23 protein-coding genes and 1 pseudogene are annotated in these 24324 nt (G+C 67.3%); 19 read left to right on the forward strand and 5 right to left on the reverse strand.

All coding sequences use genetic code 11. The features are described from left to right. Positions 1–284: 284 nt before the first annotated feature. Positions 285–490 (forward strand): annotated as a pseudogene (locus tag EV655_RS04130) (IS481 family transposase); the annotation flags it as partial. On the opposite strand, the gene EV655_RS04135 reads toward EV655_RS04130, so the two are convergent. Next, positions 487–1629: an iron-containing alcohol dehydrogenase gene (locus EV655_RS04135; protein ID WP_132542146.1), complete on the reverse strand. Its 1143-nt coding sequence runs from the start codon at positions 1627–1629 to the stop codon at positions 487–489. The pseudogene EV655_RS04130 and the gene EV655_RS04135 sit on opposite strands and share 4 nt — an antisense overlap. A gap of 4 nt (positions 1630–1633) precedes the next feature. After that, positions 1634–3118 (reverse strand): glycerol kinase GlpK, encoded by a 1485-nt coding sequence (glpK, locus tag EV655_RS04140; protein WP_132542148.1) that lies wholly within the window; start codon positions 3116–3118, stop codon positions 1634–1636. A gap of 229 nt (positions 3119–3347) precedes the next feature. On the opposite strand from glpK, the gene EV655_RS04145 reads away from it, so the two are divergent. Beyond that, a complete protein-coding gene (locus EV655_RS04145) occupies positions 3348–4328 on the forward strand; it encodes a threonine dehydratase (protein ID WP_132542150.1) in 981 nt (326 codons plus the stop codon). Between the two features lie 4 nt (positions 4329–4332). Here the strand turns inward: EV655_RS04145 and EV655_RS04150 are convergent, their stop codons facing one another. Continuing rightward, positions 4333–4815, reverse strand: a complete 483-nt coding sequence (locus EV655_RS04150; protein WP_132542152.1) for a hypothetical protein — start codon at positions 4813–4815, stop codon at positions 4333–4335. Positions 4816–4843: 28 nt separating this feature from the next. Further along, the gene (gene thpR, locus EV655_RS04155; protein WP_132542154.1) at positions 4844–5410 is read right to left on the reverse strand and encodes an RNA 2',3'-cyclic phosphodiesterase; all 567 of its coding nucleotides are present in this window, start codon (positions 5408–5410) and stop codon (positions 4844–4846) included. A 535-nt stretch (positions 5411–5945) separates the two neighbouring features. Between thpR and EV655_RS04160 the strand changes: the two genes are divergently transcribed. The 12 genes from EV655_RS04160 (at position 5946) to nifA (ending at position 20883) form a co-directional block, all read left to right on the forward strand. Then, positions 5946–6977 carry a substrate-binding domain-containing protein gene (locus EV655_RS04160; protein ID WP_132542156.1) on the forward strand — a complete coding sequence of 344 codons (1032 nt, stop codon included), beginning with the start codon at positions 5946–5948 and terminating at the stop codon, positions 6975–6977. 64 nt (positions 6978–7041) lie between these two features. Beyond that, a complete protein-coding gene (gene pstC / locus EV655_RS04165; protein ID WP_132542158.1) occupies positions 7042–8502 on the forward strand; it encodes a phosphate ABC transporter permease subunit PstC in 1461 nt (486 codons plus the stop codon). Next, a complete protein-coding gene (gene pstA / locus EV655_RS04170) occupies positions 8499–9860 on the forward strand; it encodes a phosphate ABC transporter permease PstA (RefSeq protein ID WP_132542160.1) in 1362 nt (453 codons plus the stop codon). Before pstC ends, pstA begins: the two co-directional genes overlap by 4 nt. Before the next feature lie 39 nt (positions 9861–9899). Continuing rightward, on the forward strand, positions 9900–10679 hold the full coding sequence (gene pstB, locus EV655_RS04175; RefSeq protein ID WP_243644980.1) for a phosphate ABC transporter ATP-binding protein PstB: 780 nt from the start codon (positions 9900–9902) through the stop codon (positions 10677–10679). A 13-nt stretch (positions 10680–10692) separates the two neighbouring features. Further along, the gene (gene phoU, locus EV655_RS04180) at positions 10693–11403 is read left to right on the forward strand and encodes a phosphate signaling complex protein PhoU (RefSeq protein ID WP_132542164.1); all 711 of its coding nucleotides are present in this window, start codon (positions 10693–10695) and stop codon (positions 11401–11403) included. Between the two features lie 3 nt (positions 11404–11406). Further along, on the forward strand, positions 11407–12099 hold the full coding sequence (gene phoB / locus EV655_RS04185; protein WP_132542166.1) for a phosphate regulon transcriptional regulator PhoB: 693 nt from the start codon (positions 11407–11409) through the stop codon (positions 12097–12099). A 350-nt stretch (positions 12100–12449) separates the two neighbouring features. Beyond that, a complete protein-coding gene (locus EV655_RS04190) occupies positions 12450–13709 on the forward strand; it encodes a DEAD/DEAH box helicase (RefSeq protein ID WP_132542168.1) in 1260 nt (419 codons plus the stop codon). A 309-nt stretch (positions 13710–14018) separates the two neighbouring features. Then, positions 14019–14255, forward strand: a complete 237-nt coding sequence (locus tag EV655_RS04195; protein ID WP_132542170.1) for a hypothetical protein — start codon at positions 14019–14021, stop codon at positions 14253–14255. 107 nt (positions 14256–14362) lie between these two features. Beyond that, positions 14363–15253, forward strand: coding sequence for a substrate-binding periplasmic protein (locus EV655_RS04200; RefSeq protein ID WP_243644981.1), 891 nt, complete (start codon positions 14363–14365; stop codon positions 15251–15253). 6 nt (positions 15254–15259) lie between these two features. Further along, positions 15260–18082 (forward strand): putative bifunctional diguanylate cyclase/phosphodiesterase, encoded by a 2823-nt coding sequence (locus EV655_RS04205; RefSeq protein WP_132542172.1) that lies wholly within the window; start codon positions 15260–15262, stop codon positions 18080–18082. 179 nt (positions 18083–18261) lie between these two features. Continuing rightward, positions 18262–18840: an exopolysaccharide biosynthesis protein gene (locus tag EV655_RS04210; RefSeq protein ID WP_243644982.1), complete on the forward strand. Its 579-nt coding sequence runs from the start codon at positions 18262–18264 to the stop codon at positions 18838–18840. 273 nt (positions 18841–19113) lie between these two features. Then, a complete protein-coding gene (nifA, locus tag EV655_RS04215; protein WP_243644983.1) occupies positions 19114–20883 on the forward strand; it encodes a nif-specific transcriptional activator NifA in 1770 nt (589 codons plus the stop codon). A gap of 14 nt (positions 20884–20897) precedes the next feature. Here nifA and EV655_RS04220 read toward each other — a convergent pair whose 3' ends face one another. Beyond that, the gene (locus tag EV655_RS04220) at positions 20898–21119 is read right to left on the reverse strand and encodes a hypothetical protein (protein ID WP_132542176.1); all 222 of its coding nucleotides are present in this window, start codon (positions 21117–21119) and stop codon (positions 20898–20900) included. Positions 21120–21381: 262 nt separating this feature from the next. Here EV655_RS04220 and nifB point away from each other — a divergent pair, with 262 nt between their 5' ends. From nifB to nifT, 5 genes are read left to right on the forward strand one after another with little or no spacing between them, the layout of a single operon-like run. Continuing rightward, a complete protein-coding gene (gene nifB / locus EV655_RS04225; RefSeq protein ID WP_132542178.1) occupies positions 21382–22848 on the forward strand; it encodes a nitrogenase cofactor biosynthesis protein NifB in 1467 nt (488 codons plus the stop codon). Positions 22849–22875: 27 nt separating this feature from the next. Then, positions 22876–23070, forward strand: coding sequence for a 4Fe-4S binding protein (locus EV655_RS04230; protein ID WP_132542180.1), 195 nt, complete (start codon positions 22876–22878; stop codon positions 23068–23070). Positions 23071–23074: 4 nt separating this feature from the next. Further along, the gene (locus EV655_RS04235) at positions 23075–23848 is read left to right on the forward strand and encodes a 4Fe4S-binding leucine-rich repeat protein (protein ID WP_132542182.1); all 774 of its coding nucleotides are present in this window, start codon (positions 23075–23077) and stop codon (positions 23846–23848) included. Then, positions 23835–24113 (forward strand): nitrogen fixation protein NifZ, encoded by a 279-nt coding sequence (locus EV655_RS04240; protein WP_132542184.1) that lies wholly within the window; start codon positions 23835–23837, stop codon positions 24111–24113. Before EV655_RS04235 ends, EV655_RS04240 begins: the two co-directional genes overlap by 14 nt. Further along, positions 24110–24319, forward strand: a complete 210-nt coding sequence (nifT, locus tag EV655_RS04245) for a putative nitrogen fixation protein NifT (RefSeq protein WP_132542185.1) — start codon at positions 24110–24112, stop codon at positions 24317–24319. The genes EV655_RS04240 and nifT overlap by 4 nt, the downstream gene beginning before the upstream one ends. The last annotated feature ends 5 nt before the right edge of the window (positions 24320–24324 follow it).

Consider the following 24324-nt stretch of genomic DNA (forward strand, 5'->3'; position numbering starts at 1 on the left):
CGCGTCAGCGCCATGCACTTGAAACACATTCTTCGCCAGGTCGAGCCCGACCGTGATAATCTCCGACATGACCGCCCTCCTTTGTGGATCGTCGCAGACCCACCTTGGCACATTGATGCCGTCGGGGGGCGGTCACATCATCAGAGTCATTTCGAGATCATCTCCGGCATCGAGTTCGGGCCGATCGGGCAACCGAAGCGACTTTTCCTCATGTCGCCTGCTCCTTCGCGTGTGAGCAGACTCTACATCACGGTGAGGGAGTTCGCGGGGGGGGCAGGTCAAACGACGCGACGGTCAAGCGGTTCCATTATGACAATCACGATCAACTGCGGACCCACCTCGCCGACTTCATGGCCGCCGACAACTTCGCCCGCCGACCGAAGACGCTCGCAGGGTTCACGCCCTAGGAATCATCTGCAAGGTCTGGACCTCAGAGCCGGGTCGCTTCATCCTGAACCCGATCCACCAGATGCCGGGACTGAACACCTAGAGGGCCTCCGCGACGATCCGCGCCAGTGTTTCGGGCGGCAGGGCTGCCGGGTTCGCTTTCATCGACGAGGCGGCTTCGGCCTCGCGGGCCAGAGCGCCGGGGTCGGGCGCGCCCTGTGACATGGCCGCCAGGCGCGGCAAGCCCGCCGCGTCGATCCACCCCGCAAAGCGGTCGAGCGCCATTTCGGCCGGGCAGTCAAGCGCACCGGCAATCCAGTCCGTCACCTCGTCGAAACGGCCGACCGGGCGGCCTGCTTCGGCCAATGCGGCCCGGTTCGCCCGCAGCACCGGCACCAGCAGGCGGCCGCAGATCGCGCCGTGCGGCGCGCCGTGGCGCCCGCCGATCACGCCGGACAGCCCGTGCACCGCGCCGAGCCCGGCATTGGCCAGCGCGAGCCCGCCGGTCAGGCTGACATGGGCCATGGCATCGCGGGCGGCCTGGTCCTCGGCCTGCATCAGCCGGATTAACGCTGCCAGCCCGCGCGGAATCGCGTCGCGACACAAGGCGTCGGTAAAGGGCGTGGCGCGAGCCGAGAGGTAGGGCTCGATCACCTGGGTCACGGCGTCGAGTCCCGAGGCGAGCGTCACGCCCCGCGGGCAGTCATCGGTCAACGCCGGATCCACCAGCGCCAGTGCCGGGATCATCCGGTCATCGCGCAACGACACCTTGCGGCCTGCATCGGGCACGCCGATCACCGCGTTCCGGGTGGCCTCGGCGCCGGTCCCCGCCGTGGTGGGCATGGCCGCAAAGGGCAACGGCGCTGCGGGCAGCGGCAACCCCAGGCCGACCACCTCGAGATGGTCGAGCGGCGGGCGGGTCGAGGGCAGCAGTGCCGCAAGTGCCTTGCCAAGGTCGAGGACCGAACCGCCGCCGACCGCCGCCACCGCGTCGGGGGCAAAGCCGCGGGCCTCGGCCAGCGCAGCCTCGAGTCCGGGCAGATCGGGCTCGCCCCGCCCGCGCAGGTCCAGTACCGCGCAGCCTGCCTGCCGCAACTCGGCGCCCAGCCGGTCGGCAAAGGCCACCGCGCCCCCGCGGACCAGCAGGACGCGCCGTCCCATGGCGGCGAGCCGCGATGCCGCCTCGGCCGCGACGCCGCGGCCAAAGACGATCCGTCCGGGGGTCAGGACCTCGAAGCGCATGGGGTCAGAACGCCTGTGCCGCCGCGACCGCCCGTTTCCAGCGCGCATAGCGTGTCGCGCGGTCTTCGGCGGCCATTGCCGGGGCAAAACTCCGGTCGAGTGCCCAGGTGCGGGCGAATTCCTCCATCCCCGGGTAAAGTCCGGCGTGCTGGCCGGCCAGCCAGGCCGCGCCCATGGCGGTGGTTTCCAGCACCCGGGGGCGGTCGACCTGCGCCCCCAGGATGTCGGCGAGGAACTGCATCGTCCAGTCGGACGCGCTCATCCCCCCGTCGACGCGCAGCGCGGTGCCGCCGCCCCCCGACCAGTCGGCGGTCATCGCCTCCAGCAGGTCACGGGTCTGGTAGCCCACGCTTTCCAGAGCGGCGCGCGCGAATTCCTCGGGGCCCGAGTTGCGGGTCAGCCCGAACACCGCGCCGCGGCAGTCCGCGTTCCAGTAGGGCGCGCCAAGGCCGGTAAAGGCGGGCACCAGAACGACATGCTGGCCCGGATCGGCCGCCTTGGCCAGGGGCTGGGTTTCCGACGCGCTGCGGATCAGCCTCAGCCCGTCGCGCAGCCATTGCACCACTGCGCCCGCGATGAAGATCGAGCCTTCCAGTGCATAGGTGGGCTGGCCCTCCATCTGGTAGGCGATGGTGGTCAGCAGCCGGTTCCGCGAGGCGACCGGATCCGCCCCGGTGTTCAACAGCGCGAAGCAGCCCGTGCCATAGGTCGATTTCATCATGCCGGGGCGAAAGCAGGCCTGGCCGATGGTGGCCGCCTGCTGGTCGCCCGCGATGCCGAGGATCGGGATCTCCCGGCCGAACAGGTCGGGTCGCGTCACGCCGAAGTCGGCGGCGCAGTCGCGCACCTCGGGCAGGACCGCCATCGGTATGTCCAGCATGGCGCACATCTCGTCGGACCAGCGGCCGCGGCGGATGTCGTACAGCATCGTGCGGGCGGCATTGGTGGCGTCGGTGACATGGACGCGGCCCCCCGTCAGGTTCCAGACAAGCCATGTGTCGACCGTGCCGAAGGCAAGGTCCCCGCGCACGGCGCGCGCCCGCGCGCCCTCGACCGTGTCGAGAATCCATTTCAGCTTGGTCCCCGAGAAATAGGGGTCGAGCAGCAGCCCCGTGGTTTCCGTCACGGCGGCCTCGTGGCCGGCCGCCTTGAGCGCGCGGCATGTGTCGGCGGTGCGCCGGTCCTGCCAGACGATCGCGCGGTGAATGGGCTTGCCGGTGGCCCGGTCCCACACCAGCGTTGTTTCGCGCTGGTTGGTGATGCCGATCGCGGCGATGTCGGTGGCATGCAGCCCCGCCTTCTCGATTGCCGCCCGGCAGGTGGCTGCGGTGCTCGACCACAGATCGGCGGGATCGTGCTCGACCCAGCCGGAGGCGGGGAAAAGCTGGGGGAATTCCTCCTGCGCGACCGAGACCACGGTCAGGTCGGGGCCGAACAGGATCGCCCGGCTCGAGGTGGTGCCCTGGTCAATGGCGAGAACGTGGGTCATGGGGACCTCGTCTTGTCTCTGGTGAAGGCATCGCGGCGACGCCGGACCGCCTCGGCCTCCAGTCTTGCCGCAACAATCCGGACCTGACCAGCCCTCGCGGACAGGGGGCTGCGGTGCGCTTGTCTCTGGACGTGGGCTTGCGTAAGCCTTGGCCGACCGCCCCGGGGCCGGGACGCCCGGACTGCCTGCCCGGCGTTGCCCAGCCTTGCCACCGATCAGGAGACCGACCATGGCCGAGCCGTTGTTCACGCTGGACGAGTTGCAACAGGCGGCGGCGTTCGTCCACGCCCGGATGCCCGCGACCCCGCAATACGCCTGGCCGCTGCTCGGCCAGGAGATCGGCGCCGAGGTCTGGGTCAAGCACGAGAACCACACGCCCACCGGCGCCTTCAAGGTGCGCGGCGCCTTCACCTTCATCGACTGGCTGAAACGCACCCGGCCCGATTGCCCCGGCATCGTCACCGCCACGCGCGGCAATCACGGCCAGGGCCAGGCGCTGGCCGCCCGCGCCGCGGGGATGACCGCCAGGGTCTACGTGCCCGAGGGCAATTCGGTCGAGAAGAACGCCGCGATGCGCGCCTTCGGGGCCGAACTGATCGTCCATGGCACCGATTTCGACACGGCGCTCCAGGAGGCGCAGCGCGTGGCGGAGGCCGAGGGGCTGGCGTTCGTCCCGCCGTTCCACCGCGAACTGGTGCGGGGCGTGGCGACCTATGCGCTGGAGCTGTTCACGGCGGTTCCCGATCTCGACACGGTCTACGTGCCGATCGGCTGCGGCTCGGGCATCTGTGGCACGATCGCGGCCCGCGACGCGCTGGGGCTCGACACCCGGATCGTCGGCGTCGTCTCCGAGAACGCCGATTGCGTGCTGCGCTCGATGGCGGCGGGCGACTACGTCGAGACCGAGACCGCGCGCACCTTCGCCGACGGGATCGCGGTGCGGGTGCCGGTGCCCGAGGCGCTGGCGATCTATTCGGGCGGCGCCGAGCGGATCGTGGCGGTCTCGGACGCCGAGGTGGCCGAGGCGATCCGGCTTTACTTCCGCACCACCCACAACGTAGCCGAGGGCGCCGGCGCGGCGCCGCTCGCCGCGCTGATGGCCGAGCGCGGGATGATGGCGGGCAAGCACGTCGGCGTCATCCTCTGCGGCGGGAACATCGACACCGACTGGTTTCGTGCCGTGATGTCGGGTGGCGTGCCGCGCGTCTGAGCGGTCAGAGGAAACTCAACGTCTCGCCCGTCTCGCAGGATCCGGTGCAGGTGCCCGGACGGCATAACGTCACGCTACGCTCGTCGTGATATTCGATCTCGGGCTGGAAGAACCGCCGGTCGTGGGGCTCGTAGAACCCGCCGAGGATCAGGCCCGCGGCATGGAAGCAAAGCTGTTCCTGGCACAGCGTCACCGGGCCGAGATTCGATTCCAGGCGGCGGACGAACTCCACCGGGTCGTTGGCGAACGGATCCATCCCTTCGAGGTTGAGCCCCTCGACATGACGGCCCGCGACGATGCGCACCAGCGCATCATCCTGGTATTCGCAGATCGGCAGGGCGAGGCCGCGATATTCCATCTGCCGCCCGCCCGAGCCGCGATACACGTGCTGAGGTCTTCCCATGTCCGGCAGCGCCGCCACGTCACCTTGCGTCATGCCAAGACGCAAGGGACCACAGCCCTGCCCGGGCGCGATGCTCCAAGCCATGCCTACCTCCTCCTCGTTCCCTATTATACTATGGAACAGTAGAGCCGCGAAACGAAGCGGAAAGCGGATAGCGCGCAAGTTCGGTGTAGCGCGCGCCGCCATGGCCGCGATCCGAGCGGTAGAGGCCGAAACCGGTGACCGGGAACGGCCCGGCCCGGAACGCCGCGCCGCCGGCGACGGCCCGTTCCAGCCGGTCGCAGTCAATGCGTGCCGGATCGAGATAGGCCAGCGTGACATGGGGGATGAAGCGGCGGTGCTCGACCACGACGCCCGCGCCGCGCGCGGCTTGTTCCACCTTGGCTTGCAGGTGGCGCAGGTCCGCGCTCTCGGCAAGCCCCGCATGGACGAGCCGCGGTTTCCGGCCGCCGAACAGCCCGAGCCCGTCAAGTGTCAGATCGCACCCGGGTGCGTGCAGCGCCGAGAAGGCGACATGCACCTCTTCAAGCAGCGGCTCGGCAAGCTCGCCGAGAAAGACCAGCGTCAGGTGCAGGTTCTCTTCGGGGACCGGGCGCTTGACCGGCAGCGAGGCCTGCATGCGTACCAGTTCCGTACGGATCGCGTCGGGCAGGGCGATGGCGGCGAAGGCGCGGATCATGGCGAGGCCCTCCTGTGCTCTGGCTGCCGTCGCTGCCCGGTCCCCTCGGCACGCGGCGGCGCCGGCCGGGGCGCGTTGCGCGGGGGGCGGTTGACCTCCATCCTGCCTGCGGCCGGGGTCGCGCGCCGCGCTCCTTGTGCATGGTGTGCGGAAGGATGGCCGGAATGGCGAGAACGTTCAAGACGGCCCGGCCCCTGCTCCCGGCCCGCGGGACCGATCGGGAATCTATCCGTCTGTGCCCAGAACGGGCGTCAGCGGCGTAACGGCCGTTTGGCAAGGCCGCCTGATGCGGGGTTGGGTCAACCGCGCGATCAAGACCAACCCGCCAACGACCTCGCCGATGCGGACAGGTCATCCTGAAAACAACCTTAAAGCGACAAAAACAATCTGAAGAAGATGAGTGTCGGGTGGTTTCACCCGAAGGCGGCGACCGTCACAAAAATGTTACAAAACTATTACAAAAGGGTCGCCGACCGCCGATACCCAGCGCATGCAGGTGCGAATCTGCACCCGGAACAAATCTTCAGGAGCACCCATGTCCTACATCAAAGTGACCGCCTCGGCGCTGGCGATCGCGGCCGTCTCGGCCACCGCGGCCGCCGCGCGTGACAATGTGCAGATCGCCGGTTCCTCGACCGTGCTGCCCTATGCGTCGATCGTCGCCGAAGCGTTTGGCGAGAACTTCGATTTCCCGACCCCGGTGGTGGAATCGGGTGGTTCGGGCGCTGGCCGCAAGAAGCTGTGCGAAGGCGTGGGCGAGAACACCATCGACATCGCCAACTCGTCCTCGCGCATCAAGCAGTCGGACATCGACCTCTGCGCCCAGAACGGCGTGACCGAGATCCAGGAAGTCCGCATCGGGTATGACGGCATCGTCTTCGCCTCGGACATCAACGGCCCGGCCTTCGCCTTCACCCCGGCCGACTGGCACGCCGCGCTCGCCGCCAAGGTGGTCAAGGACGGCCAGCTCGTCGACAACCCGAACAAGCTGTGGTCGGACATCCGCGCCGACCTGCCGGCGCAGGACATCCTGGCCTTCATCCCCGGCACCAAGCACGGCACCCGTGAAGTGTTCGACGAGAAGGTGATCATCGCCGGCTGTGAAGAGAACGGCACCCTGGCCGCCCACGAGGCCGCCGGCGCCGAGGATGCCGAGGACGCCTGCATGCAGCTGCGCACCGACGGCGTGTCGATCGACATCGACGGCGACTACACCGAGACGCTGGCCCGCGTGGATGCCAACAAGAACGGCATCGGGGTGTTCGGCCTGTCGTTCTACCAGAACAACACCGACAAGCTGCAGGTCGCCACGATGAGCGGCGTGGTTCCCTCGGTCGAGTCGATCGCCTCGGGCGAATACCCGGTGTCGCGTCCGCTGTATTTCTACGTCAAGAACGCCCATCTCGACGTGATCCCGGGCCTTCAGGAATACATCGAGTTCTTCGTGTCCGATGACATGGCCGGTCCCGACGGCCCGCTGGCCGCCTATGGCCTGGTGTCCGACCCGGAACTGGCCAAGACGCAGGACATGGTCAAGAACCGCACCCCGATGGGGCCGCTGAACTGATCCATGCAATGGCGGGTGGCGCAATCTGTGCCACCCGTCTTTCTTCCTTTCGGGCGGACTTGATATGAGCGTTGGCATCCTGATCGCGATCGTGCTGGGCCTGGCGATCGCAGGTTTCTTCCTGGGCCGACGACGTGCCATTGCGAAGGCGGGCGGGGACAGCCGGCGGCTTCATTCGCTTCCGGGCTACTACGGTCAGTCCGTGGCGCTGTTCGCATCGGTGCCGGCGCTTATTCTGATGGCGGCATGGCTGTTCGTGCAGCCGATCCTGATCGACGACAAGGTGGCCGAGCTTATCCCCGACAGCGCGATCGCCGATGGCGGCAGCCGTGGCCTTGTGCTGTCCGACGTCCGCCGGATCGCGGACGGAATCGACCTTCTGGTGGTGCAGGATTTGCTGAACGAGGCCGACCTCCAGAACATGCGCGCCGACTTCACCAATGTCCGCAGTCGGCTTGGCGAAGTGGGCGTGGCGCTCGGGGCGAACGTGTCGCCCAGCGTTTTCGAGGCCGCCAAGGCCTATCGCGACGCGCAACGCACGGGCGCGACCCTGATGTCGGTATTCGTTCTGGCGCTGGCAGCGGCGATGTTCGCCTTTTCCCTGCTTCGCATCAAACCCGACCTGCGCGCCCGCAACATCAGCGAAAGCTTTGTGCTGTCGCTGCTGATCGGCTCGTCGCTGGTCGCCATCCTGACCACGGTCGGGATCGTCGGCTCGCTGGTGTTCGAGACGATCCATTTCTTCCAGATGTATCCGGCGTCCGAGTTCTTCTTCTCGACGACCTGGAACCCTCAGTTCCGCGGCGGGTCCGAACTGGGCATCCTGCCGCTCTTGTGGGGCACCCTCTATGTCTCGTTCGTCGCGCTGGTCGCCTCGGTGCCAATCGGCCTGATGATCGCGATCTACCTGTCGGAATATGCCAGCAAGACCCTGCGCAGCCTGGCGAAACCAGCGATCGAGGTTCTCGCGGGGATCCCGACCATCGTCTATGGCCTGTTCGCGCTGATCACGGTCGGTCCGTTCATCCGCGACTGGATCGCCGAACCCACGGGGCTGGGCTCGTCGTCGTCCTCGGTGCTGACCGCGGGCCTGGTGATGGGCATCATGCTGATCCCCTTCGTCAGTTCGCTGTCCGACGACATCATCAACGCCGTGCCGCAGTCGATGCGGGACGGGGCCTACGGGCTGGGCGCGACGCGGTCCGAGACGATCCGGCAGGTGATCCTGCCCGCCGCCCTGCCGGGCGTCGTGGGGGCAATCCTGCTGGCCGCGAGCCGCGCCATCGGCGAGACGATGATCGTGGTTCTGGGGGCAGGGGCCGCGGCCAGGCTGGGCCTGAACCCGTTCGAGGCGATGACGACCGTCACGGTCAAGATCGTCAGCCAGCTGACCGGCGACACCGAGTTCGCCAGCCCCGAGACGCTGGTCGCCTTCGCGCTGGGGCTGACGCTCTTCGTCTTCACGCTGGGGCTGAACGTCCTCGCCCTTTATATTGTACGCAAATATCGTGAGCAGTACGAATGACCGACGTCTCCGCCTCGCAGGCCCCGTCCGCCGCCGGACCCCGCCGCCGGACCTCGCTGCTCGAACTTGACGACCGCACGAGGCGCCGCAACGCCGCCGAGGCGAGGTTCCGCCTGATGGGGCTGCTGGCGGTGACGTTCGGGGTGCTGGCGGTGATCGGGCTGGTCGCCTCGATCCTGTTGAATGGCCTGTCCTCGTTTCGCCAGACCTATATCACGGTTGACGTCTACCTCGACCCCGTGAGGCTGGACAAGGCGGGCACCCGCGACCGCGAGGCAATCGCCAAGGTCACGACCTTCGGCTACGCGCCGCTTCTCGAAAAGGCGCTGGTGGACGCGATGGCCGCCAACGGCATCGCGCTGGAGGGTCTGAGCGCCAAACAGGCGGCAGAGCTGATCTCGAAGGAAGCGCCGGCCCAGTTGCGCCGTTACGTGATGGCCGATGTCTCGCGGATCGGCGAAACGGTCACCTTCGACGTGCTGGCCGCGGGCCGGATCGACGGCTACTACAAGGGTCGGGTGACGATGGAAAGCGCCGCGCTCGACCGCAACGTGTCGCCCGAACAGCTGATGCTGGCCGACCAGTTGAAGCAGGCCGGGTTGCTCGGGACCAAGTTCAACCCATCGTTCTTTTCCGCCCCTGACGCGTCCGACACCCGGCCCGAGGCGGCGGGGCTTGGCGTTGCGATCCTTGGCTCGGCCTACATGATGCTGGTCGTGCTGGCGCTGGCGCTGCCGCTCGGCGTGGCCGCCTCGATCTATCTTGAGGAGTTCGCGCCGCAGAACCGCTTTACCGACCTGATCGAGGTGAACATCTCGAACCTTGCGGCGGTACCCTCGATCGTGTTCGGTATTCTCGGCCTTGCGGTGTTCATCAACTTCGCCGGGCTGCCGCAATCGGCGCCCATCGTGGGCGGGCTGGTGCTGACGCTGATGACCCTGCCGACGATCATCATCGCCACCCGCGCCTCGCTGAAATCGGTACCGCCCTCGATCCGTGACGCGGCGCTTGGGGTCGGGGCGTCGAAGATGCAGTCGGTGTTCCACCACGTCCTGCCGCTGGCCATGCCGGGCATCCTGACCGGAACGATCATCGGCCTTGCACAGGCGCTGGGCGAGACCGCGCCGCTGTTGCTGATCGGCATGGTGGCCTTCGTGCGCGAGTATCCGTCCGCACCGCCCGAAGGGTTCTTCGAACCCGCCGCGGCGCTGCCCGTGCAGGTCTACAACTGGACCCAGCGCGGCGACCCGGCCTTCGTGGAACGGGCCTCGGGAGCGATCATCGTGCTGCTGGTCTTCCTCGTCATCATGAACGCGATCGCCATCATCCTGCGCCGGCGCTTCGAGCGCCGCTGGTAGGGCCGGGAAAGGACCCGTAACATGTACGACAATCCACTGATGAAGAGGGACGCAGTGACCAAAGAGGTGAAGATCTCGGCCCGCGGCTGCCAAGTGTTCTACGGCGACACCCACGCCATCAAGGACGTGGACGTGGACATCGAGGATAAGACGGTGACCGCCTTCATCGGCCCCTCTGGCTGCGGCAAGTCGACCTTCCTGCGTTGCCTGAACCGGATGAACGACACGATCGACATCTGCCGGGTCGAGGGCACGATCACGCTGGACGGCGAGGATATCTACGATCCCAAGGTCGATCCGGTGCAATTGCGTGCCAAGGTCGGCATGGTGTTCCAGAAGCCGAACCCGTTCCCCAAGTCGATCTACGACAACGTGGCCTATGGCCCCAAGATCCACGGAATGGCCCGCACCCGCGCCGAACTGGACGAGATCGTGGAACGCGCGCTGCGTCGCGGGGCCCTGTGGGACGAGGTCAAGGACCGGCTGGACGCGCCGGGCACCGGACTGTCGGGCGGCCAGCAACAGCGGCTGTGCATCGCGCGGGCCGTTGCCACCGAGCCCGAGGTGCTGCTGATGGACGAGCCCTGTTCCGCGCTCGACCCGATCGCCACGGCCCAGGTCGAGGAACTGATCGACGAGCTGCGCGAGCAGTATTCGGTGGTGATCGTCACCCACTCGATGCAGCAGGCCGCCCGCGTCAGCCAGAAGACCGCGTTCTTCCACCTCGGCAACCTGGTGGAGTTCGGCGAGACCGGTCAGATCTTCACCAACCCGCACGATCCGCGCACCGAAAGCTACATCACCGGCCGGATCGGCTGAGAAGGGAACCGCCATGTCCGACCGTCACATCGTCAAGTCCTACGACCGCGACCTCGAGGCGATTCAGGCGCTCATCATGAAGATGGGCGGTCTGGTCGAGGCCGCGATCCTTGAAGCCGCGCAATCGCTGGAAAACCGCGACGAGGAGCTGGCCGAGAAGGTGCGCAAGGGCGACAAGTCCATCGACGCGCTTGAAGAGCGCGTGAACGAAGAGGCCGCGCGCCTGCTGGCGCTGCGCCAGCCCTCGGCGGGCGACCTGCGCACGGTGCTGACCGTGATGAAGATCGGCGCCAACCTCGAACGGATCGGCGACTATGCCAAGAACATGGCCAAGCGGACCGGCGTGCTGGTGCAGATGACGCCGATCGAGGGCTCGGCCGGGGCGATCCGGCGCATGGCGATGGCGGTCGAGGCGATGCTGAAGGACGCGCTGGACGCGTATATCCAGCGCGATCCCGAACTGGCCCAGGACGTGCGCCTGCGCGATCACGAGGTCGACCAGATGTACAACGCACTGTTCCGCGAGTTCCTGACGTTCATGATGGAGGATCCGCGCAACATCACCGCCTGCATGCACTTGCATTTCATCGCCAAGAACATCGAGCGGATGGGCGACCACGTGACCTCGATCTCCGAGCAGGTCATCTATCTGGTGACCGGCGAGATGCCCGAGGACGACCGGCCCAAGGCCGACCGCACCGCCGTCGACGTGCCGGGGTTCTAGACCATGTCGCCTGCCGAGCAGCCCTGTGTCCTGATCGTCGAGGACGAGCCCGCCCAGCGCGAGGTGTTGGCCTACAATCTCGAGGCCGAAGGCTTTCGCGTCGCCAGCGCCAGCACCGGCGACGAGGCGCTGATGCTGGTGGACGAGGTCGCGCCCGACCTGGTGGTGCTGGACTGGATGCTGCCGTCCGTGTCGGGGATCGAGATCTGCCGCCAGCTCAAGACGCGGGCCGAGACGCGGGGCCTGCCGATCATCATGCTGTCGGCCCGCGCCGAAGAGGTCGACCGGGTGCGGGGGCTGGAAACCGGGGCAGACGACTACGTGGTGAAGCCCTATTCCGTGGTCGAACTGATGGCGCGGGTGCGCGCGCTGCTGCGCCGTACGCGGCCCGCCGCGGTCGGCCAGCGGCTGGAATTCGAGGGCATCGTGCTGGACCCCGAGACGCACAAGGTGTTTCGCGACGACAAGCCGTTGAAGCTGGGGCCGACCGAGTTCCGCCTGCTGTCGACCTTCATGGAAAAGCCCGGCCGTGTCTGGAGCCGCGAGCAACTGCTCGACCGGGTCTGGGGCCGCGACATCTACGTGGACACACGCACCGTCGATGTCCATATCGGACGGCTGAGGAAGGCGCTTTGCCAGCAGGGCGGCGAAGACCCGGTGCGCACGGTGCGCGGCGCTGGCTACGCGCTGGGCTGAGGTCGCGATCCACACCCGCTGCCGGCAACGGGCATGCAAGCTGTGAATCGGGTGAAGGGGCACCCGGCGCCCTCGCCAGGGAAAACGCTTGACTTGGAAACGCCGATAGCCCAATGGGTGAAGGTCGCTGCGCTGCCGCGTGAGCATGCCGTGCCCTGACCGGGGTGCATCAGCGCAACAAGACACCAGTTTCCCATCACGCAGGGTTCCTGATGCGACGGCCGGATGATGCGGGAAACGCCCGCCTGTCCAGAGGCCGCGCCGACCCTCCTGTGCCGCGCGGATTGCGCGGTGCTCGCCATACCTCCGCGTGGGCCAATGGGGCGTGCGCGGATCGCAAAGGATATGCCTTGACCGATTTCACGACCCTCGGCCTTGCGCCGGCCCTGACCGCCGCCGTTACCCGCGCCGGGTTTTCCCAACCGACCCCGATCCAGACGCAGGCGATCCCGCTGGCGCTGGCAGGGCATGACATCCTCGGCCTTGCCCAGACCGGTACCGGCAAGACGCTGGCCTTCGGCCTGCCGCTGATCGACCACCTGCTGGCGAAAGCGGGCAAGCCCACGCCGCGGATCGCCCGGTCGCTGATCCTTGCGCCCACGCGCGAGTTGGTGAACCAGATCTCCGACAGCCTGCGCGCCCTGGCCGAGGGCACGCGCCTGCGCGTCGCCACCGTGGTGGGTGGCCAGTCGATCAACCGCCAGATCGCAACGCTGGAACGGGGTACCGATATCCTGGTGGCCACGCCGGGCCGTCTGATCGACCTGATGGACCGTCGCGCGGTTGATCTGGGACAGGTGCGCCATCTGGTGCTGGACGAGGCCGACCAGATGCTGGACCTCGGCTTCATCCACGCGCTGCGCCGGATCGCCCCGAACCTGGGCAAGCCGCGCCAGACAATGCTGTTCTCTGCCACCATGCCGAAGCAGATGGAGGAATTGTCCCGCGCCTATCTGACCGATCCCCGCCGGGTCCAGGTGGCACCCCCGGGCAAGGCGGCCGACAAGGTCACCCAGTCGGTGCATTTCCTCGACAAGGCCCATAAACCTGCCCGGCTGCGGGAAATCCTGTCGCGGGATCTCGACGCGCTGACGCTGGTCTTCGCGCGCACCAAGCACGGCGCCGAAAAGCTGATGAAGGGGCTGGTGGCCGACGGCCACAACGCCGCCTCGATCCACGGCAACAAGAGCCAGGGTCAGCGCGACCGCGCGATCAAGGCATTCCGAGAGGGCAAGGTGACCACGCTGGTCGCCACCGATGTCGCCGCGCGCGGGATCGACATTCCGGGCGTGGCCTATGTCGTCAACTACGACCTGCCCGAGGTGCCTGACAACTACGTCCACCGCATCGGCCGTACCGCGCGGGCCGGGCGCGAGGGCGAGGCCATCGCGCTCTGCGCGCCCGAAGAGACCGACCTGCTGCACCAGATCGAGAAGCTGATGAAGATCGAGATCCCGGTCGGCAGCGGCAGCCGGCCCGCAGCGGCAGGCAAGCCTGCCGGCGGGGTGGGGCAGCAGCGGCGGCGCGGCGGCAATCCGGGCCAGCAGCCGCGAGGCGAGACCACTTCCCCGCAAAAGGGCCGGCGCCCCCGTCGGCGCCGCGCCGCCTGAGGCGGCAGCGCCCTGGTGCGCAAGGGAACCGCCGGGCGAAGCCGCGTCCCTTGCGCACAACTCCTGCCAGATGGTCGCCGGATCCGTATGGTCCTGTCCGGCCATTCGGACCGACCGTTCCGTAACGATGGCCGGTGACACCGGAGGACCGCCCGCGGCAAACCCGGAGCGGTTCGGACAGACGCTGGTGCCGCGGGGCACGGGCGTCGGCAGCTGTGCCGAACAGGGCGCGGTCCACCTGCGCTGGCGGCGCGCATCGTCCGGGATGTTGAAGTCCGTGCCCGCGAAACCCGCAGACTTACTTTGCCCTTGACTGGTCATTTCGGCCGGCGCCTTGCCGCGGCACCCGTTGCAGCCCGGGACGCACCGGCGGGCGAAGGCAGGGCGGAAACCGCGCCATTCGGCCTGTCGACCGGCAGCCTCGGTGCCGGGATCGCGTCAGGTGTCTCGCAAGGGAAATCCGGTGCACCGCGGGCCGATCAACAAGAATTCGCGCATGAAGGCGCGCTGTATCCGCAAAATCGAAAAAAATGCTTCGAAGATTGACGCCGCGCGGGGCGGTTTGACGGGGCAATTGTGACCCCAGGCCCAATCAGACGTTAAGACCCGTGCGCCAAGACTCCATCCGCAACCTGCCAATGCCCTTGGGGAGAATGCTCGTGAGTCTTTCCGCACCGATCCTTCGCTGCATGCTCGCCACGCTGTTGACGACGTCGTTGCTGTCACCGGCCCTTGCGGCCAGCCTGGAAGAGATCCGGGAAAGCGGAAAGATACGGCATCTCGGTATTCGGTATGCCAATTTCGTGACCGGGGCGGGTGATGGCTTCGATGTCGACCTGATGCGCGGGTTCGCGGACCAGATCGGTGTCGAATACGAACTGGTCTACTCGGATTTCTACTCGGTGATCCGCGACCTGCTGGGCAAGGACGTGGTAACGACGCCGGACGGCATCACGCTCGAGGGGGATTTCCCCGTGCGGGGCGACGTGATCTCGACGGGATTCACGGTTCTGCCCTGGCGGGAGGAGGTCCTGCTTTTCTCTGAACCCACATTTCCGTCGCAGGTCTTGCTTGTCGCACCGGCCGGGTCCGGGTTGTCGCCCATCCATCCGAGCGGGGATCTCGGCAGCGACATCGCGGCGACCAAGGCGCTGATCGGCTCGAACAGCCTTCTGGTCATGGAGAAGACCTGCCTCGACCCGTCCGGATACGGCTTGACCGGCAAGGGCATCGACCTTCGCAAATACACCGCAAGCACCAATCTGAACGAGATGGTGCCCGCGATGCTGAACGGCACCGCGGATGTCACGCTGCTTGACGTGCCGGACGTGATCCTGGACCTGGCCCAGTGGTCGGGGCAGATCAAGATTCTCGGCCCGATCTCCAGGCCGCAGGTGCTGGCCACGGCGTTTCCGAAGGATGCCGGCGATCTGCGCGATGCGTTCGACGACTACCTGCGCCAGATCCGGGAAAACGGAACCTACGATGCCCTGGTGGACAGGTACTACCCGGGAATTCGCACGTTCTTTCCCGTGTTCTTCTGATCCGCGATGCCACGGCGATCGGGCATAGGACGGATCCTGCGGCACTGGCCGAGCCTGGTCGCGTGCGCCCTTGCGGCCGTCCTGCTGATCGCCGCCTGGCAGGTGGAGAGTTCGGCCAGGAAGCTGGCCGCAGTGTCCCAGGAGCGTCTGCTTGATAGCGAGCGGTCCGTCGCGGTCGACGTTTCCCGGATGCATCGACGCTTCCGGGATGCGGCGAAGGGGCTGGCCCGCTCCAGGGAGATCGAGAACTATTTCGTCAACCTCGACCTCGGGATGTCCCGCCTCTACGGGTTGAACGCCAACCTGAAATTCATCGAGACCCTTCTGCGCTACCATGTCGCCACGACGGGTGATGGGGCAGATGTCGCGTTCCGGCATATCGCCCTGTTCGGCGCCGACGGTGAACTGCTTGCAGCCAGCGGTCCTGCGGAAGTCTGGGCCGGAGAGCGCGAGGGCGCGCCGATCTACGCGCCGGGGATCGACGTCGCGCGGGGGACCCAGCGGACCAGCGTCAACGTCGTGATCAAGGGCAAGTTGCGCGGCACGCTTGTGGCGATCGCCGATCTCAAGGGGCTTTCCCGGCCGATCCGCCCCCGCTCTTCCGAAGACCGGGATCTGAGGTTCATCCTGTTCGCGTCCGGGGACTATGTCCAGGACGGTGCGGGCAAGCAGGTGGAGAATGTCGACCTGCTCTCGCTGGTGTCGCAACTGCCGGACGAACGGCCCTCGATCGTCACGACGCTGCCCAGGGACGGTCCGTTCGGCAACAGGATCTCGATCGTCGTCGATGTTCCCGGCGCGCCGTTCACGCTGTTGACGCTCAAGCCCAGGACCGAGGCGTTCGCAGGCCTCTACAAGGATAACACCGGTCTCTTTCTGTTCGCGCTGGCCGCGGTGATCCTGGTGGCGACGCTTGTCGTGTCCAGGATGGGGTTGCGGGCCGAGCGGCTTCAGACGGTCTACGAGATGTCGCGCAAGCACCACGCCACCCTGCAGCGGAAGAATGCCGAGCTGTCGGACGAGATCTCGCGCAGACATATCATCGAACTCGACCTCAAGTCCAAATCTGAGGAACTCGACCGAACCAACGAGAGTCTCCGGATCGCGGCGACGGCCTTCGAATCCCAGGAAGGCATGGCCGTTCTGGACATGAGCGGGCGGATTCTGCAGGTCAATACGGCCTTGGCGCGGCTTGCGGGCTGCAACCCGGACAACCTGCTCGGGCTGCTGTTCTCGGAGATCGTGGACGACGAGGAAAACGAAAGCGTCGAGCTGTCCCGGGCGCTTCGCGAGGGTCATCCCTGGAAGGGCGATGTCTGCGTCTGCGCCGGGATGGGGGTTGGCGCCTCGCGCTGGCTTACGCTGTCGCCGGTGCTGGGCGACGAGGGCAGGGCAACCAACATGATCGGCACGTTCTATGATGTGTCCGACCGCAAGCAGGCCGAACGGCAGATCAAGAAACTGGCCTTCTACGACCAGTTGACCGGGCTGCCCAATCGTCCGCTGCTGACGGACCGGACGGTGCAGGCCATGCGCGCGAATGCTGTTTCGGGTGAATTCGGCGCTCTGCTGTTCATCGATCTGGATCAGTTCAAGCGGCTGAACGACACGCTTGGCCACGATGTCGGAGACAAGCTGCTGAAGGTGGTGGCCGAACGGATCTCCCTGCAGATCAGCGAGGATGCGACGGTCGCACGCTTCGGGGGCGACGAATTCGTCGTGCTGCTGCCGGGCCTGAAGACCGACGCGGACCGCGATGCGGTCTTTCTGGCCGAGGAAATGGCCGACCGGATCCTGGGGATCTTCGAAGAGCCCTTCCAACTTGACGGCTACGCGCACAGCTGTTCCGCCAGTATCGGCATTGCCTTCTTTTCCACGCCGCTGGAAAGCTTCGACGAGGTCCTGAAAAGGGCCGATATCGCCATGTACGAAGCCAAGGGCGCCGGCCGGAACCTTGTCCGTTTCTTCGATCCCGAGATGCAGCGTGTCGTGGCCGAGGAAGCCTCGCTAGAGGCGGACCTGCGCACGGCCGTCGATCATGGCGAGTTCGAGCTTCACTTCCAGCCGCAGGTCACCGCGTCCGGCCAGGTGATCGGGGCCGAGGTCCTGTTGCGCTGGCCGCACAAGGTGCGCGGGCTGGTGTCCCCCGCAGAGTTCGTTCCGATCGCGGAAAAGACCGGACTGATCGTTCCGATCGGCACCTGGGTGCTGCGGCGTGCAGTGGGAATTCTCGCCGACTGGGCCCGGAACGATGCCCTTGCCATGATGAAGCTGTCGATCAACGTCAGCGCGGCACAGCTTCACGGTGCCGGTTTCGTGGAAACCGTCCTGGGCGCGATCGACGCCTCTGGCGCCCGGCCGGAATGTCTTAAGCTGGAGATCACCGAAAGCCTCCTGGTCCGCAACATCGGCGACGCGATCCAGAAGATGTCCGCCCTGCAATCCCGCGGCATCCTGTTTTCGCTGGATGATTTCGGTACGGGCTATTCCTCGCTGTCCTACCTGAAGCTGTTGCCCCTCGACCAGCTCAAGATCGACCAGAGTTTCGTGCGCGACCTGCCCGAGGACGGCAACGATGCGGCAATTGCCGAAATGGTGGTTGCACTGGGACGTACCCTCGGTCTGAACGTCATCGCCGAAGGTGTCGAGACGATCGGTCAAAAGGAGTTCCTGCAAGAGATCGGCTGCGATCAGTATCAGGGGTACCTGTTCGGCAAGCCCATGCCGCTGGACCAGTTCGAGGCGTTCGCCCGTGCGAACGCCCACTCCGCGACGCACGGGCCGCAGGACGGGTTTGCGTCGGTCTCGCCCAGGCAGGGGACAGGGTAATCTGCGCGGCGACGTGTTCCGCCTGGTTGCGCGAAGCGCCGCCTCTCGGGCGCATCGTGATCCGCAGGCCCGGCGATGGCCATTGCATCGCCCAGCGTCAGCCGCGATATCTGCGGCACATCCAGGGGAGCCGAATGCCGCATCGCGAGACCAGCAAGAGACGCCGGCCGTCCCTGTCCATGCCGATCCTCAGGACCTCGCGCGCGCAGCACAAGGCGGGCAACCTGACGCTTGGAACCCTGCTGGCGGGGCTTGGCGAACGGTCCTTCGGCTGGGCCATCGTGGTCTTTTCGCTGCTGACGCTGCTGCCGCTGCCCCCCGGATCGTCGCTTGTGACCGCGCTGCCGGTGCTGTTCACCACGGCGCAGATGATGGTCGGGTTTCCCCATGTGCGCCTGCCCGGTCCGGTCGCGCGGGTGAAGATCGACCAGCAAAAGCTGCGCCGCACCCTTCTGGGGCTGCGCCCCGTGACCCGCCGGCTGGAAAACACGCTGCGTCCGCGGCTGGTCGCGATCTTCGCGCCGCGGCACGAACCGCTGCTGGGTCTTGCGCTGTTCATCATCGCCTTTGCCCTGTTCCTGCCGATCCCGGGCAGTGGCTGGTTCCCGGCGATCTCGCTTTTCGTCGTGGGGGTTGGTCTGGTGGAACGGGACGGTGTGGTAACGGTGCTCGGCCTGGCCTTCGGGGCCTTCTCGGTGTTTCTGACGGTGGCGATCCTGATGTCGCTTGCGAACGGTGCCGAGGCGATGATCGGTTAGGACCCGAAGCGCACGCCAGGGCGCCGCCGCCCAAGGGGGAAACCGCGCCCGGTGCCGCGTCCGCGATTCTCGGCCGCCGGCACGCGGCCCTGCGGACGTGCACCCCGCGACTGCCGAAAAATGCGGCAGCGCAGCATGGAATGTCGGAAAACTGACAAAAGCGTCGGCGCCCGGTACGGAAAACGGGGGATTCTGGTGCATCTCCCGCCGCATGCCATGGACAGGGACGCGGTGGCGGCGGATGATTTCCTTGGAAACGAGGATCACATGTCAATGTCCACCCTTGAGCACCGGACCGCCTTTGCCGCGGTGCGCCCGCAGATGGATCGGTTTCCGCTGGATACCGTCTGCGAGGCGGCGAAAATCCTGACCGGCGCCAGCGACCCGATCGCCGCGATGCCGTCTGTGCTGAACGTGCTGTCCTCGTTCATGGGGCTGCGGATGGGGGCGCTTGCGCTGCTGGACGACAAGGGCCGGTCGGGCGGGGACGGCAAGCCGGTGAACCCCTTCATCATTGCCGCGACCACCCACGGTTCGACCTGCGCGCCGCCCGAGACCCGGGCCCTGCCGATCCGGGCGACGCGGCAGGTGTTCCGCACCGGCGTCGCGCTGGTGTCGCGCAACGTGGTCGAGGAACTTGGCGAGGCGGCGATCCCGCCCGGCGCGCCGCACAACCGCTTCGCGCTGACCTCGGTGCCGATCCGCGAGCAGGTTCATTCGCCCTACGTGATCGGCGTGCTCGGCGCGTGGCGCGACCTCGACGAGGGGGGGATGCGCTTTCTCGAAGAGGATCAGCGAGTGCTGACCATGGTGGCCGCGATCCTGGAACAGTCGATCAAGTTCCGCCGCCTCGTCGCCCGCGACCGCGAGCGGCTGATGGAGGAGGCGCGCCAGGCCCTGCACGCCGCCAACGAGACCGCCGCCGACAACTGCACGCTGCGCGGCGAGCCGATCAAGGGCATCATCGGTGACAGCCCGGCGATCAAGGCGGTGACGGCGCAGATCCGCAAGGTCGCGCGCACCAACACCCCCGTCCTGCTGCGCGGCGAAAGCGGCACGGGCAAGGAACTCTTCGCCAAGGCCGTGCATGCGCTGTCGGACCGCCGCGACAAGCCCTTCGTCAAGGTCAACTGCGCCGCGCTCAGCCAGACGCTTCTGGAATCGGAACTTTTCGGCCATGAGAAGGGATCGTTCACCGGGGCGCTCGCGCAGAAGAAGGGGCGGTTCGAACTGGCGGACACCGGCACACTTTTTCTGGACGAGATCGGCGAGATCGGGCCCGAGTTCCAGGCGAAACTCCTGCGCATCCTGCAGGAGGGCGAGTTCGAGAGGGTCGGCGGGGCGAAGACGCTCAAGGTCGATGTGCGGCTGGTGACGGCGACGAACCGCGATCTCGAGGCGGCGGTGGCGCGTGGCGATTTCCGCGCCGATCTCTATTTCCGCATCTGCGTGGTGCCGATCGTGCTGCCGCCGCTGCGCGAGCGGGCCGAGGACGTGCCGACGCTGGCGCAGACCTTCCTTGACCGGTTCAACGCCCAGAACGGCATGGAAAAGCGGCTGACCCCCCAGGCGATGGCCCAACTTGCCCGCTGCCAGTTCCCGGGCAACGTGCGCGAACTGGAAAACTGCATCAGCCGCGTCGCCGCGCTGTCCTCGGGCAGCGAGATCGACGAACGCGAACTGGCCTGCATGCAGGGCACCTGCCTCTCGGCCGAACTGTGGCGGATGCAGTCGGGTGACCGCTCGCCGATCGGCGGGCTTGCGACGGTGCGCACGCCGCTGCCGGTGATCGACAGCGGCGCAGGCCAGCGCCCGCCGGTGCCGCCGCTGCCGCCGGGGTTCGGCGAACCACCGCCTGCCGCTTTTGCCCCGCCGGCCGCCGCCGAGACGGCCGAGGCCGACGCGGACGAGCGCGCCCGACTGATCGACGCCATGGAGCGTGCGGGATGGGTGCAGGCCAAGGCCGCGCGGCTTCTGGGCCTGACGCCGCGCCAGATCGGCTATGCGCTGAAGAAGCACGGGGTCGAGGTCCGCAAGTTCTGAGACACCCGCAGGCCTCAGGCCCCGCAGGATTCGCCCGAGGCGGGGCAGGCGGTCTGCCCATAGGACCAGGGTGCATCGCACCATGTCGCCCGGCAGGACTCGGCCCCGTCCGGCTGACGTTCGCCGGGCACATGCATGCAGATCGGCGCGGGTGTCCGGCGCCGGGGCGCGCCGTGGGCTGCCGCGGCGCTGGTTCGGCCCTGGTGCCGTTCGGCGAAGTGCTCTGCTCTGTCCATCCTTTTCCCTTTCCTGTTCGGTGTCGCCGGCTGCTGGGCTGCCGCTCGATATGGACCCTTGTAGCCGACCGTGCCTGACCGTGGCCTGACGCGGGTCGTCAGCCGGGCGACAGGGCGAATGTCGCGTTTCCGACGCTCTGTCGCCGCACCGACAGCCCCCCGCCGCCTGTGGTCCGCAATCGGCAGCCATGGGCGTTGCGAACGGCTTGGCACGCTTTCTGCTTGTCTGTTCGGCAAGCATCCAAGCCGAAGGAGTCTGTCCATGTCCTCGCCCCTGATCCCGCTGTCCGGCCTGAAGATCGCCACCAGAAAGGAGATGGGGCAGGGGGGGTGTTCGGCCTCGTCCTGCGGGTCCAAGGCCGGGCCGGACGACATGGACCCGGCCACCTGGGCCAAGGTCAAGGATCACCCCTGCTATTCCGAAGAGGCGCATCACTACTTTGCCCGGATGCACGTAGCGGTCGCGCCCGCCTGCAACATCCAGTGCAACTACTGCAACCGGAAATACGACTGCGCCAACGAAAGCCGCCCGGGCGTCGTGTCGGAGCGCCTGACGCCGGATCAGGCCGCGCGCAAGGTGCTGGCGGTGGCCGCCGAGGTGCCGCAATTGTCGGTTCTCGGGATCGCCGGGCCCGGCGACGCGGCCTATGACTGGAAGCGAACGAAATCCACCTTCGAACAGGTCGCAGAGCGGCTGCCCGACATCCGGCTGTGCCTGTCCTCGAACGGCCTCGCGCTGCCCGACCGGGTGGACGAGATCGTTTCGATGAACATCGACCACGTGACGATCACGATCAACGCCATCGATCCCGAGATCGGCCAGCACATCTATCCCTGGGTCTTCTTCCAGGGCGCGCGGCACACGGGGATCGAGGCCGCCACGATCCTGCGCGACCGCCAGCTTCTGGCGCTGGAAATGCTGACCGCGAGGGGCGTGCTGGTCAAGGTGAACTCGGTGCTGATCCCGGGCATCAACGACGAGCACCTGATCGAGGTGAACAAGGCGGTGAAAGCGCGGGGCGCCTTCCTGCACAACATCATGCCGCTGATCTCGGACCCGGCGCATGGCACGCATTTCGGCCTGACCGGCCAGCGCGGGCCGACCGGCGCCGAACTGAAAAAGGTGCAGGACGCCTGTGCGGGCGGCGCGAACCTGATGCGCCATTGCCGCCAGTGCCGGGCCGACGCGGTGGGCCTGCTGGGCGAGGATCGCGGGCAGGAGTTCACCCTCGACAAGCTGCCCGAGGTGATCGAGGACGCCCCCGAGGCGCGCGAAGCCTATCGCGTCTGGGTGGCCGAGGAACGCCGTGACCGCGCCGCCGCCGCTGCCGCCGCAGAGGCCGTGGTTCCCGCCGCCGAAACGCCCACCCTGTTTGCCGTCTGCACCCGGGGGTCGGGCCGGATCAACCTGCATTTCGGATACGCGACGGAATTCCAGATCTACGAGGCCGATGCCGACGGCATCCGCTTCGTCGGGCATCGCCGGGCGGACAATTACTGCCTTGGCGGCCATGGCGACAGCGAACGGATGGAGGAGATCCTGCGGGTGCTGGCGGACGTGCCCTATGTCCTGTGCGCCAAGATCGGCGACGGCCCCCGCAAGAGGCTGGCCGCGGCGGGCATCGAGGCGATCGACAGCCTTGGACAGGACTATATCGAGACGGCGATCGCCGCGGTTCTGGAGGCCAGGACGGCGCGGACGGGCCGGGATGCCGCACGGCGCGCCTGACCCCCGGTTCAAACCCAGGAGACTCCGATGGCCTTCAAGATCGTCACCTCGCAATGCACCGTCTGCGGCGCCTGTGAATTCGAATGTCCGAACGCGGCGATCCGGTTTCGCAAGGGCGCCTATGTGATTGACCCCGCGCTCTGCACCGAATGCGAGGGCCAGTTCGCGGCCCCGCAATGCGCCTCGATCTGCCCGGTGCCGAACACCTGCGTTCCGGCCTGATGCGATGCCGGGCGGTCCCGATCCGCTGGACTGGCAGGGCCGGCCGCTGGAGTGCGGCGCCTGCCGGTTCGCGGCACTGCTTGCCCGGCGCCAGTGTGGGCCGGGCTGGTCCTGCGCCTTCGATCGCTACGCGCCCCGGATCGCGCGGTTCTTCGTGATGAACCCCGAGGCCGCCGATCTCTGCCTCGATGCGCCTTATGCCGAGACTCGGGCTAACGCGGCGCGGGTCGCGAACCTGTTCCGGCTGCGCCCGCTGCTGGACGATCCCGACCCGGGGGTGCGCGCGGTTGCGGTGCTGCGCCTGCCCGCGGCGCAGGCCCGCGCCGCGCTGAACGATCCCGAACGCGAGGTGCGCCTCGCGCTGGCTTGGCGGTTGCCGTTTGCCGATGTCGTGCAGCTTCTGTCCGACGCGGATCCCCAGGTGCGGCTGGTTGCGGCGCGACGTGCCGATCCGGGCGTGCTGCCGCTTCTGGTGCATGACCCGGACCCGGAAATCCGCGCGCTGGTGGCCGGTCGCATCGGCCTGCGCTGGATCGACCCGCTGCTGGCCGATCCCGAACCGCTGGTCCGCCGCGCGGTCGCGGCCCGCCTGGCGCCCGAGCGACTGCCGGCTCTGGCCGACGACCCGGACCTGCGGGTGCGCCACGCCGTCGCCGAACGGGCCGGTGCCGCGCTTGCCGCGCGCCTGCTCGACGACCCCGAACCGCCCGTCCGCGAGGCCGCTGCCGCGCGGCTTGCCGAACTTTCCGCCGAAAGGGAAACCGATGTCGACCGATGACCGCGAAATCGAGATCTACGGCCCGCCCGCCTTCGAACCCGGAGAGAAGGTGCGCTGCCTGAAACACATCCGCAACGACGGCACCGTACCCGGCCGCGAGGTCGGCGAATTCGTCGTGCGCAAAGGTGAGGTGGGCTATGTCCGCGACATCGGCACCTTCCTGCAACAGTTTTACATCTACGCCGTCGAGTTCGTTGACAGCCGCAGCATCGTCGGCATGCGCCGCGATGAGCTTGTGAGCCTTGAAAAGGAGATCGCCCAATGAAGATCATGGTCCGGGAAACGCCCAAGGGCATGGAGGTCTACGTGCCCAAGAAGGATCTCGAGGAACTGGTCGTCGAATCCGAGAAACCGGGCGTCTGGGGCGGCTGGGCCAGGCTTTCGAATGGCTGGACCTTCGAGATGCCCGCTTTCGACGAGGCGCCGAAACTGCCGATCACGGTCGAGGCACGCCGGCTGTCGGTGGAGTAGGGGTG

The sequence above is a fragment of the Rhodovulum euryhalinum genome, assembly GCF_004342445.1.
GTDB lineage: Bacteria > Pseudomonadota > Alphaproteobacteria > Rhodobacterales > Rhodobacteraceae > Rhodovulum > Rhodovulum euryhalinum.